This window comes from Flavobacterium faecale (assembly GCF_048320115.1).
GTDB classification, from domain to species: Bacteria; Bacteroidota; Bacteroidia; order Flavobacteriales; family Flavobacteriaceae; genus Flavobacterium; species Flavobacterium faecale_A.
Window position 1 is genome coordinate 2,729,415 of the sequence record NZ_CP182943.1, and the last position, 11,842, is coordinate 2,741,256.

13 protein-coding genes are annotated in these 11,842 nt (G+C 34.1%); 3 read left to right on the top strand and 10 right to left on the bottom strand.

All coding sequences use genetic code 11. The features are described from left to right. The first annotated feature begins 5 nt into the window (after positions 1-5). The 3 genes from ACNH59_RS11125 to ACNH59_RS11135 all read left to right on the top strand — a co-directional run bounded on the left by ACNH59_RS11125 (position 6) and on the right by ACNH59_RS11135 (position 2,783). Complete coding sequence (locus tag ACNH59_RS11125; protein ID WP_418262612.1) at positions 6-821, top strand: SDR family NAD(P)-dependent oxidoreductase; 816 nt, start codon at positions 6-8, stop codon at positions 819-821. An 87-nt stretch (positions 822-908) separates the two neighbouring features. Next, positions 909-1,721 carry a Cof-type HAD-IIB family hydrolase gene (locus ACNH59_RS11130; protein ID WP_418262613.1) on the top strand — a complete coding sequence of 271 codons (813 nt, stop codon included), beginning with the start codon at positions 909-911 and terminating at the stop codon, positions 1,719-1,721. Positions 1,722-1,832: 111 nt separating this feature from the next. Then, positions 1,833-2,783: a phosphoribosylaminoimidazolesuccinocarboxamide synthase gene (locus ACNH59_RS11135; RefSeq protein ID WP_418262614.1), complete on the top strand. Its 951-nt coding sequence runs from the start codon at positions 1,833-1,835 to the stop codon at positions 2,781-2,783. 141 nt (positions 2,784-2,924) lie between these two features. Here the strand turns inward: ACNH59_RS11135 and ACNH59_RS11140 are convergent, their stop codons facing one another. The 10 genes from ACNH59_RS11140 to ACNH59_RS11185 form a co-directional block, all read right to left on the bottom strand. Next, positions 2,925-4,658 (bottom strand): cytochrome-c peroxidase, encoded by a 1,734-nt coding sequence (locus ACNH59_RS11140; RefSeq protein ID WP_418262615.1) that lies wholly within the window; start codon positions 4,656-4,658, stop codon positions 2,925-2,927. A gap of 127 nt (positions 4,659-4,785) precedes the next feature. Beyond that, positions 4,786-6,267 carry an alkaline phosphatase PhoX gene (locus tag ACNH59_RS11145; protein WP_418262616.1) on the bottom strand — a complete coding sequence of 494 codons (1,482 nt, stop codon included), beginning with the start codon at positions 6,265-6,267 and terminating at the stop codon, positions 4,786-4,788. A 204-nt stretch (positions 6,268-6,471) separates the two neighbouring features. After that, a complete protein-coding gene (locus ACNH59_RS11150) occupies positions 6,472-7,254 on the bottom strand; it encodes a TerC family protein (RefSeq protein WP_418262617.1) in 783 nt (260 codons plus the stop codon). A gap of 174 nt (positions 7,255-7,428) precedes the next feature. Further along, complete coding sequence (locus ACNH59_RS11155; RefSeq protein ID WP_418262618.1) at positions 7,429-7,797, bottom strand: DNA topoisomerase IV; 369 nt, start codon at positions 7,795-7,797, stop codon at positions 7,429-7,431. Between the two features lie 173 nt (positions 7,798-7,970). After that, positions 7,971-8,552: a DinB family protein gene (locus ACNH59_RS11160; RefSeq protein ID WP_418262619.1), complete on the bottom strand. Its 582-nt coding sequence runs from the start codon at positions 8,550-8,552 to the stop codon at positions 7,971-7,973. 200 nt (positions 8,553-8,752) lie between these two features. Further along, complete coding sequence (locus ACNH59_RS11165; protein ID WP_418262620.1) at positions 8,753-9,325, bottom strand: pentapeptide repeat-containing protein; 573 nt, start codon at positions 9,323-9,325, stop codon at positions 8,753-8,755. Continuing rightward, a complete protein-coding gene (locus ACNH59_RS11170; protein ID WP_418262621.1) occupies positions 9,325-9,546 on the bottom strand; it encodes a DUF6095 family protein in 222 nt (73 codons plus the stop codon). The genes ACNH59_RS11165 and ACNH59_RS11170 overlap by 1 nt, the downstream gene beginning before the upstream one ends. Before the next feature lie 2 nt (positions 9,547-9,548). After that, a complete protein-coding gene (locus ACNH59_RS11175) occupies positions 9,549-10,010 on the bottom strand; it encodes a hypothetical protein (RefSeq protein ID WP_418262622.1) in 462 nt (153 codons plus the stop codon). 21 nt (positions 10,011-10,031) lie between these two features. Continuing rightward, positions 10,032-10,841 (bottom strand): N-acetylmuramic acid 6-phosphate etherase, encoded by an 810-nt coding sequence (gene murQ / locus ACNH59_RS11180; protein ID WP_418262623.1) that lies wholly within the window; start codon positions 10,839-10,841, stop codon positions 10,032-10,034. Positions 10,842-10,937: 96 nt separating this feature from the next. After that, positions 10,938-11,837 carry a hypothetical protein gene (locus ACNH59_RS11185; protein WP_418262624.1) on the bottom strand — a complete coding sequence of 300 codons (900 nt, stop codon included), beginning with the start codon at positions 11,835-11,837 and terminating at the stop codon, positions 10,938-10,940. Between the last annotated feature and the right edge of the window lie 5 nt (positions 11,838-11,842).

Sequence of the window (11,842 nt, forward strand, 5' to 3'; positions counted from 1 at the left end):
AAAAATTGAAAACTGTACTCATAACAGGAGCCTGTGGAGGGATTGGTAAAGCAACTGCAATATATTTTGCTAATAAAGGTTGGTTTGTAATTGCAACGATGCTTTGTTTGGAACAAGCCAAGGATTTTGAAAATTATGAAAACATTGCGTGTTTCGCACTAGATGTATCTTCAACCGAAAGTATTAAAAAATGTAAAAACGAAATAGTAGAAAAATATTCCCAAATAGATACGGTTATTAACAACGCAGGAGTGGGCTATCGAAGTTTTGTAGAGTTAGCTCACGATAAAGAAATCGATAGAATTGTAGAAATAAATTGGTTAGGAGTTGTAAAAGTTTGTCGTGCTTTTATTCCAGTTTTTAGAAAACAAAAAAAGGGACAATTCATCAACATCACTTCTATTGCAGGATTGGTAAACTTACCATTAGGAAGCTTCTATCATTCGACCAAACATGCTGTAGAGAGTTTTTCAGAATGCATGGCTTATGAGTTGCTCGATTTCAACATCAGTGTCGCTACGGTTCAATTTGGAAATACACCTTCCAATTTTCAGAAAAATGTAGTCAAATCAAATACTACATCAATTACATCCTATAATGAGTTGATGAAAAAAATTGATGGGGTTTTGGCTAAAAAAACCAAAAAAAACACCGACTTAAAACAAAAAATTATTGAGGAATTGTTTAATATTGCGGAAAATCCTTCCAAGAATTTTAAACGATATACGCTAGGTTTTGATGCTAATTTTCTTCATATCGTTCGTAAGAGATTAGGGTATCAAATGTTTGCAAGTCTCATACGTCGATCCGTTTTTAAATAACAAATAAGAGTTAATTAACAGTAACAAGACACTCTTTATGTTTCATTTTTTAATGGAATAGAATAGCTTTGTAAAAAATGATTGAAAATGAATGTTTGGAATACAATTAAAGTAATAATTACAGATTTAGACGGAACTTTGCTAAATCCATCACATGCAATTTCGGACTATTCTAAAACGGTATTTAGAGCACTTCATCAAAAAGGTTATTTAATTATTGTGGCCACTGGAAGGCATCACCTTGATGCTATGCCGTTAGTGGAGCCTCTAGGTTTTCCTATTTATATGGTAACTTCAAATGGTGCTAGAATTCATGCCCCAAACAAGGAATTGCTATACTCATTTGATATTGCCAGCGAAACGATTCAGTCAGTTTTTAAAGTTGGAATACCAGAAGAAATCACAACTGTTTTGTACAAAGAAAAAGTATGGCAAACCAATAAACATAATGAAAAATTAAATAATTTTCAGCCCAAGATGAATTATCCGCCTGAGTTAGTTGATTTTGAAAGCCTTGAAGATTTAAGTACCATTAAATTGTTTTTTACTCATGGAGACCATACTAAGTTAACTGAGTTAAGAGATAGAATATTAGTGGAACATTCAGAAATTTTAGCGCATGCTTTTAGTTTGCCACATTGTTTGGAATTTATGGATGTCACTGTTGATAAAAGTGTTGCGATTGCTAAAATATTAGAAATGGAAAATTACAGTTTCAATCAAGCAATTGCTTTTGGTGATGGGTTTAATGATGAAAAAATGTTGAAAGCAGCTTGGAAAGGAATGATTATGAGGAATGCACCTGTGAGCTTAAAAAATGTGTTGCCCGATTTAGAAGTCGTTGGAGACAACACTTCAGATGGTGTTGCCCAATTTTTATCTAAAAAATTCTTAGAATAAAATAGTCAATGTCTGTTATGGGACAAGAATAACATTCGAGGATTTCTTGTGTTTCTTTCTAAAATAATCCTAAATTTGTGGCATCAAAAAAACAACACAACATTTTTACAAATGAGCAATACAATTACAACAACTAATTTTAATTTTCCGAATCAAAAATCAGTTTACAGAGGTAAAGTAAGGGAAGTTTATAATATCAATGACGAACTTCTGGTAATGGTTGCTACCGACAGACTTTCAGCATTTGATGTGGTTTTACCAAAAGGGATTCCCTATAAAGGTCAAATTTTGAATCAAATCGCAACGAAGTTCATGGAATTAACCGCTGATATTGTTCCAAATTGGTTGATTGCTACTCCAGATCCAAGTGTTGCTGTAGGTCACTTATGTGAGCCTTTCAAAGTAGAAATGGTGATTCGTGGGTATTTGTCAGGACATGCGTCTCGTGAATATGCTGCAGGAAAAAGAACTATTTGTGGCGTTGCAATGGCAGAAGGCTTGAAGGAAAACGATAAATTTCCAGAACCAATTATCACTCCAACTACCAAAGCTGATAATGGAGAACACGATGCCGATATTTCAAGAGAAGCTATTTTGGCTAACGGAATTGTAACGGAAGAAGATTATCTGGTTTTAGAAAAATACACACGTGCGTTGTTTCAAAGAGGAACTGAAATTGCCGCAAGTCGTGGATTAATTTTAGTGGATACTAAATATGAATTTGGTAAAACCAAAGAAGGGCAAATTGTTTTAATTGATGAAATTCATACTCCAGATTCGTCTCGTTATTTTTATGCTGAAGGCTACCAGAAAAGACAAGACAATGGGGAAGAGCAAAAACAATTATCGAAAGAGTTTGTACGTCGTTGGTTAATCGAAAATGGTTTTCAAGGTAAAGAAGGACAGCAAATTCCAGAAATGACTGATGCGTATATTGAAACCGTTTCTGATAGATACATTGAGTTATATGAAAATATTATTGGTGAGAAATTTGTAAAAGCAGATATCTCAAACATCAATGAAAGAATAGAAAAAAATGTATTGGCTTATTTAGCTAAATAATTTTTTATAGGTTGAGTCATTCTAAAATAGATTGACAATTATTACATAAATTAGTAAAAACCAGTGGAGAACTTTCACTGGTTTTTTTATTTATATCAATTAGAAAACGTCTAGACTCTAGTTAAGTACCCATTAAGCGCATTATTGAATATCAGTAAGTGTCTTCATAAAGGCAACTAATGCTTTTTTCTCGGTTTCGGTCAAGTTCAATTGATCAGAAGGAAGAGTTTGGTTAGGTACAGGCAAACCGAGTCCAACTCCGCCACCTTTATTATAGAAGTCAATGACTTCTTCTAGTGTTGCAAAAACACCGTTATGCATATAAGGAGCAGTTTTTTCTATGTTTCGAAGTGTTGGGGTTTTGAATGCGTTTTTCAATTGATCCATTTGGAACTGTGCATATCTTCCCATATCAGGACTTAGTTTTCTTCCGTTTTTATCTTCTGGAGAACCAATGATTTCATGTTCTGTTTTCTTGAATTGTGGAGGAACCGTTCCGTTAAATAAGGGTATGAAATGACAGGTTGCGCACTTTGCTTTACCCGCAAAAAGATTAAAACCTTTTAGTTCTTCAGCGGTGAAATCAGTCTTATTTCTCATATACAAATCAAATTTAGAATTGAACAAGTTTAAGGATCGGGTGTAGCTTGCCAGTGCATTTTGAATTTGCCATTCTTCTACTTTTGTTGCTTCAGGAAAAGCCTTTTGAAATAGGGCAAAATACTTTTTGTCATTTTGAATTATTGGAATGATGTCTTTGATAGAGCTATGCATTTCGTCAATATTCCCTACTACATCGGCACTTTGTTTTTCTAAATCCAATTGGCGCATATCCCAAAATTGCGCATTTTGAAATCCAGCGTAGGTAAGAGTAGGAGTGTTTCGTTTTAGTAAGCCTCCACCTAGTGAACGATTGGTTTTTAAACCATCCGTAAATGCTTTGTCTGGATTGTGGCAAGAAGAACAGCTTCTTGAATTGTCTTTGGATAATTTAGTATCATAAAATAATTGGTCTCCTAGTGCTTTTTTAGCATCAGAATACACGAACTCTTCGGAGGGTATAAAGGCGTTTACATTAAAGCTATTTATTGCAAAGTAGCTATTAGCATCAGGATTGATGACACTATTGCGGCTGATACTTTCAATTTTGTTCTCTTTTTTGAAAGTATTTAATAATGGAATTAAAGGATCTAAAACTGTTTTGATGTAATGTGCTCGGTCGAATGTGTCAAAATCGGGATGAGCGTTGCAGTATTTCTTTCCTTCGCGAATCAATATGTTTATTTTTTGAATAACTGCTTTAGATTTTTGATGATTGATAGTTGGGAGAATCTGTTCCATAGCGTTTAAGCTTGCAGCAGATTCGGGTATGGATAGTAAGGCAATAGGAGAGTCAAAGCCAGTTATTCCTAAAGAGATATTTCTCAAAACATCCATTTTTAAAGCATCCATGATATGGGCTGGCGTAATAGAGATAACTTCTAGTGCTTGTTTTACTTGTTTGATATTTCCTTGGAGAACCGTTATTTCTCGGATTAATGCAGCTTTGCTCTTTGCATCAAATTTAGGGTATAGTAATTCCTCTATTACCTGAAAACCGTTTGGAGGAACAAATTGATTTTCGGCTAGTTCTAATTCGTCAAGAGCAGGACCATTTATAAAACGAGCCGTTTCAGGGATAAAATAGGCAATGACCCATTCTGATTGCTTATATTGCAATCTGCAATTGGTAAATTCTTTTTGCAATATATGAGTATCATTACTTTCGTTTGCATTTTTTTTAAAATTGAGTAAAGCTTCGTTTAATTTTTCAATATCAATTAAAACGACTTGCTGGGCAGTAATCGGACTTGTTTTATTTTGGCAACTAGCCAAAATTAATAGACAAATTAGTAAATAGTATATTTTTGGACAGAATGAGCGGATGTTCATTGGGTATTTATTAAATAAGAAAACAACCCATAACAATAATGGGTTGTTTTAAATTGAATTTTATATTTGATTATCTCTGTACGTTACGAATAATTACAGTTTGGCCTCCTTCAATGTTTGAGTTTGTGCCACTTCCATCAGCATTTGCAAATTTTGAACTTTTCCAAGTATGAGGATGAATATTTAAAGTAAAAGTGTTAGGGACACCAATGATATCTGAAATGTCTTCCATAGCACCATATTCCCAACTTCCAAAACGAGTTTCATTACCAGGATTGTAAATGGCGTTCCAAGCAGTATTTGTACGATCGTGTTTCATGGTCATCCAAGGTTTGTTTACTTTGGTTGCAATATTGTATTGCCAGATGTAAGAATCGTGTTTTGCAGCAGTGTAGAAACTATCACCATCTTCTTGGATGTACACATAATTCTCAGTTACACAAATGTTATCAGGGTTGATAATTCCAGTTCCTGGAGTGGAATCCCCTTCAACTACTAATTCTAATTTTCCCTTTAAAGGATTATTAGCATCCAAAACCAATTTGTAGATTCTTCCCCACATCGTATAGCCTGTAACAGGATTGTTAGAAGACGATTGTCCTGTAGCGGTAAAATAAATTTCTCTGTTATTTGCAGCAGAACCTTTACGGTAATCAACATCTTCAACTCTTGAAAAACGAATCGCTTTCAATGCATTGACTTTAGTATTGATTTCTGCTCCAGTGCTACTTTTTGCATTTGGAATTTCAACAAAAGAAACATCAAATGAATTTCCAATAGTCATGTCGGTCTCTACTTGATTGTCGTCATTTCTTTTCAAAGCATATAATTTACCATTGCTTAAATCTCCTACGATACCACTCATATACATTATAACTTGACCTGCGCTAGTATGCGAAGAACCGTAAGATTGATCTTCTCCAATAAGAATAACGGTTTTTCCTGGATAGGCTTGCTTAGGAAGCGGTACAGCATTTTCCATACTTGCTTTTCCTAAAGCTGGTAAAACACGGTCAGTTCTTGATTTTTCTGATGTATCTCCAAAAGGATTTATTCCGTGTACCATACTTTCTTCACCACTTTCTCCTGCTGTTAAGAAGATTGGTCCAAAACCATGAGTTTCTGGAGTAGCTAATGTAGCAGAACACAATCTTGTCAATCCTCCAATACCATCAACAATGTATTCTCCTTTAATAGGCGTAAATGTTTTGTCTAAATAAACTCTAGATACTGATTTTAAAATTTCGTGATTGCTGATTAAGATGTAACCATCACTGTTTGGATCTTTTAGTAATCCAGCACCGTCAGGTTGTGCTCCAAAGATAAAACTTGGAGAATCTTTCAACACGTCACCACTACTAATAAGTGAAGAGATTTGTAAGTTTTCAAATCCTGTAAGTGGTGTAACTAAGGCCGGAGTTGTTGAAGCCGAGGCAAAGTTGATTTGAGAATTAACAGATGTTCCATTGTCTTTGTCGTCATTTTGACAACTAGCAAATGCTATAGTAATAGCAGTAAAAAAGGTTACAGGTTTAATCCAATTTGTTTTCATAAGTTGTTTTTATTTTTTGTCAAAACTAGCTTTACGAATTGAATTGGAGATTATGCCTATTTTTTATAAAAGTTATTTATAGGTAAATTAGATGTTGCTTTAATGTAAAAAAAGTTATCAAAAGGTAAATACATTTATCAACTAACAAAAAAGACCGCCTTTTCTGGAGACGGTCTTGTATTTGGATTAAAAACTAAAATTATTTTAACTTATTTTTTTCTTTTTTCTACTACTTTTCATGTTCAGCATTTCTACAAATAATGAAAACGAAATGGCAAAATATAAGTATCCTTTAGGTATAGGAGTAACATGACTGCCAAAAATTAGTGCATTGGACAAATGAGCTCCTTCAGTCAGTAACATCATTCCAATCAAAATCAAAAAGGCCAATCCTAATATCTGTATGGAAGGATTTTTGTTGACAAATGTTCCTACAGGAACCGCAAACTGCATCATAATGATTACCGAAATCACCACTGCAGTCACCATAATGTACAAAGCACCAGGAACTCCGTTAGTCATTCCTACAGCTGTCAAAATACTATCAAAAGAGAAAACCAAGTCAATCATAATAATTTGCAGAATAACATTCTGAAAGGATTTAGTGGCTGCTTTGCCTAAATCTTTTTCTTCCTCGCCTTTGTGATCTACTTTTTCACGTATTTCATTAGTACTTTTGTAAATTAAGAACAAGCCTCCTGAAAACAAGATGATACTTTGTCCTGTTATTCCAGCTTGAAACCAACTCAAATCGACAGTGAACCAAGGTTCTTTCATTTGGATTAATAAGTTAATTCCAAATAATAAGGCAATACGCATGAACATGGCTAAAAACATCCCGATTTTAGTGGCTTTTTTTCTGCTTTCTGGTGGTAATTTTCCAGTGGCAATCGATATAAAAATGATGTTGTCAATTCCAAGGACAATTTCCAGAAAAGTCAAAGTTAATAAGGCGATCCAAGCATCAGGATTTAAAAATACTTCCATTTTTTATTTAGTTTGTTGATTTTAACACATTAAGACATAGACTTTCATTGCCCTTATTGTAGTCGTTTTGTTCTCAGAGTGCAGATAGGAGCAAGCTGGTCATTTGTGTTTTTTTTATTGATTTTTGCAATTGCAATTGTAATTGACTTTTGCTATTTGTAATTTGGTTTTTGATTAAAGTTTCTCAGCAGTACCTCGTTGTTTATTATCACTACCTACCATACCGTATTCAAATAAATAACTATTTGCATCAGTGGATAAAATCTTGATGTTAATTGCCTTTTCCTCCGCCATGTTTTTTGGGTGTAATTTACGAAGCACATACTCGCAATCATTCACCCATCGAATGGAAGCTGTGTCTGTTTTGCCTTCGTAAGTTTCGATTTCTATGCTGTCATTACGTTCAAAATAAGTGGTTTTCATCACCCCATTAATTTTACTTTCAAACTTAAATTTTCCAATCTTAAAATCAGTACAATCTCTTGCGGGCTGTTTGCACGAAGCCAAAACAACTAACGCAGTTAGTAGAATAATCTTTTTCATTTTTATTTTTTGGGCCTTATCCAGCTGTTCACTACAAGTCCTCCGTGCTATTCCTATTTTTTTCTATTGCCATAAAAGGAGCTTCTTCCGAAGCGTCGGCACTACTCTTTTCTGTCAAGAAAAAATAGGAATATCCCGTGCGGGCTTTGCGTTTCCATCTGGAGCAATAGGCATTATTGCTTATCCATACGCTTTATTTCAGCATCGGTAAAGTTCTTAATTTCTTTGGCTTTTGCAAACTTATCCGAGTTATAATTTTGAGAATTATTTCGAGCAATTGATAGACTATTCCATGGTTTGTTTTTCAATTCCTTAGCATAAAAAACCAACTGTCCTACATGATAAGAATAGTGGGCTAATTGCCTGTTGATAGCTTCTAAAACGGTATGTCCTTCGTTGCGTATATAGATAATATCCAAGAGCTGTTCCGCATGTAAATTATCCAAAGTAGTTAAAAAGCATTCCCAACCTTTGTTCCAAGATTCAAAGACCGCTTCTTTGGTAGTTAAATTATTTTCAAACTCCGAATCTCGGTTGCGCCATTCTTTCTCTCCATCAGTAGTTAAGAAATCCGTCCAACGCGATAACATATTTCCAGACAAGTGCTTTACAATCGTAGCGATACTATTGGTGTCTTCGTTAGTTTGTGTAAAAAGCTGTTCGGGTTCGATTTGCTCAATGGCTTTTTCTCCCAAAGTTTTATAATAGAGAAACAGCTTTTTAGCGCTTTCTAAGTAAATTGTATTGGTTTCCATGATATACTTTTTAGTACTTAAAAATACTAAAAAATGAAATTAAAACGGAGTTAAAACAGAGGAAAAGTAACAGTGCATTTTTGAAACGAATCAAATATATGTAACCGCAGGGACCACAATGCTATGAGAAGCATTCCTAATGTTTATTGTGTTTTGAATTAAAAGTAAGCAAAGTATATTTGGTAGAAGGGAAAATGTTGTTAGATCACCTTAATGTCGTATTTATCTAATAATCCCGTAATCCCTTGCGTAGAAAAACGAGCTTTTTTCATAGGATTGAATTCGGGGTCGATACTGTAATTAAAAGCAGTTAAAAAGTTGACTTCCTTGAGTTGGGTTTCGTTGAAATTGGCGGCTTGAAGGTTGCAATTATCAAATATAGATTGGGTTAAGTCACAACTCATAAAGGCTACTTCTTTAAGGGAAGTATTGCTGAATTGAGTTTTAGGCATTTTCTTATTGGCGAAGGAAGAGTAATCCAAAACACAATCTTGAAAGCCTACACTAAACAAGAAATCATTGCAAGTATGAAACTGAATGCCCATCATTTTGCAATTGCGAAATTGCACCGTTTTGAAACTACTGGCTACGACTTGCATCATGGAGAGATTGCAATCGATGAACTCGCAGTCCATAAAAGTATTGTTTGAAAAATCGCTGTTAGCAAAATCACAGTTTTGGAACATACAGTTTTCAAATTCTCGGTTGCTGACTCTTTTACCTGAAAAGATAACTTTGTCAAAGGTTTTTTGAATATGAATTAATCCTTCCATTAGTCGTTGAATAAGCTTTTCATAATGAATTGCAAGCCTTTGAACATCAAAAATACAGCCGCAATACATGCAGTGATTCCAATTCCTAATACTAAATAATGCCAATTAGTGTGTTGATTCATAAAAGCATTATAAATCAAACTAGGACCTATAAATAACAAGGGTAAAGCACCGGATAAAAATTTAATGCCTCGAGATAATACATCTTTGTTAGTAGCCATAATTAGAATCTTAGTTGTAAGCCGCAGCCGTTTTGGTTAGCAATTACGTTCAGCTCTAGGTTGGAATCTTCATTTCCTGAATGTTTTAATCCTTCATTGTAAACATCTACAGCTCGTTGCGCTTTTTTATCTTTTCCCGCCAAAATAGGAAGTGAAACGAGTAAGGATGCTAATCCAATATAAGTGGCAGGCGTAGGGTAAACCACATCAGAAAAGAGACCTATAACTAAATCAACAGTAACTAAAGCGCCTCCTATACCAACAAAAAATCCACCTAGGGCTTCCTTGTTTTGTGCTTTTTTGAATAGCGCTAAGGCTTCAGTGTTTTTCGATAATAATTCTCGAGCCTGACGATGTGATATTTGGCTATTTTTGATAAAGTATCGTCCTTTTACCTTCGTGATTTCCTGAGAAAAAGAAGCAATTGATACTAAAATTAGGATTAGGGTAATTAAATTTTTCATGGCAATGTTACGGTGAATATTTTATTTCCAGTTGTCTACAGCTTTTCGGACGCTCCCAAATTTACGCAATAATTCTGCTGCTTGTTCATAATTTACTGGAATTTCCCCCATAATCATTTTAATACCACGATCGACTAACTTGTTATTACTCAATTGCATATCGACCATTTTGTTGCCTTTTACCTTTCCTAGTTGAATCATCGTCGCGGTCGAAATCATGTTCAAAACCAGTTTTTGAGCGGTTCCAGCTTTCATGCGAGAGCTTCCTGTTACAAATTCGGGCCCTACGATTACTTCAATTGGAAATTCTGCTGTTTGCGAAAGTGGACTTCCTGCGTTGCACGATATACTTCCTGTGATAATATTGTTTTCATTGCAGGATTTTAAACCTCCAATAACATAAGGAGTCGTTCCTGAAGCAGCAATTCCTACGACCACATCATTAGCATTGATGTTGAATTCCTGTAAATCTTTCCATGCTTGTGTTTCATTGTCTTCGGCATTTTCCACAGCTCTACGAATGGCAGTGTCACCACCGGCTATAATCCCAACCACCATATCAAAGGGAACACCAAAAGTAGGTGGGCATTCAGAGGCATCTACCACTCCCAAACGTCCAGAAGTTCCTGCACCAATGTAAAACAAACGACCACCTTGTTTCATTTTAGCAACGATTTGCGCAACCAAAGTTTCTATTTGTGGTAACGCTTTTTCGACTGCTAAAGGCACAGTTTGGTCTTCTTTGTTAATGTTTGTCAAAAGTTCACTGACAGACATTTTTTCTAAATGTTCGTATTTTGAGGACTGTTCGGTAGTTTTGGTAAAGGTCATTTTATTGAGGTTCTAAGTTGCAAAGATTCAAAGTTACTAAGTAATATTGAGATTTAACTTTCGGAATCATTTTTTGTTAGATTAGTTTTTAGGAATTCAATGATTTCTAATAACAATGTTTTGATTTTTGAGTTCGTCTTTCATCGCTAACCAAGTTTTGCTAGTAAGACTTCCAGCATAATAGCGTTCTGTTTTGAAATCAAAAGTTATTATGGTTAAACTTTTTGGGCGTTTACCATACCTTTCTTCAAAAACTATTTCTTTTATATCAGACAAATAGTAAATTTCTTTTTTCCAAAAATAATAATGATTTTTTATAATTAGATAATTTTGAGATACTTCAAAATAGTATAATAACCAAGAGTAAACTAACATTAAAAATACAGTAATAACAGAACAAGAGACAAATGTTTTTAGAGGATAAATTTTAAGGTGATACATAGAAGCACCAATTAAAAATAGAAATGGCATCCATATTATAATTCCAAAACCACAGAAAATCGGATAACCTTTGTAAATAATGAATTTTTCTTGGAAGAAATTTATCTGATGATTTGGTTTTTCTTTAATTTCTACAGCCTCTTTTTTATTCAATACTATTTCTTGAATAAAAAGCTTTATTTCAGATGAATTTGAATAAAAATCATCAAAGATTGTAATGGTCTTTGAATTGTTAAAAGTAAGCGTGGCACATTCTTCAGGAACAATAGACAGTCTCTTTTTTCCAGTTAATTTACAACTTGATAAATGTTTCCAGTCGTAGAAAATAGTATTAGATAATATGCCATTTTTATTAATTATGAGCTTTGGAGAGTTTCTCAAATAACTTATTATTACAAACAACGGAATTACTAAGGCAAACCATGCCCAAATGGATTGGGAATCGAGTTTTATTAATTCATTATGAAAAATGAGAATACTAGCTATTAAAAAAGAAATCCATAAAATGAGATAGAGGTAGAATTTTATAAAATGTCTTTTAGCAATAATTTCCATGTGTT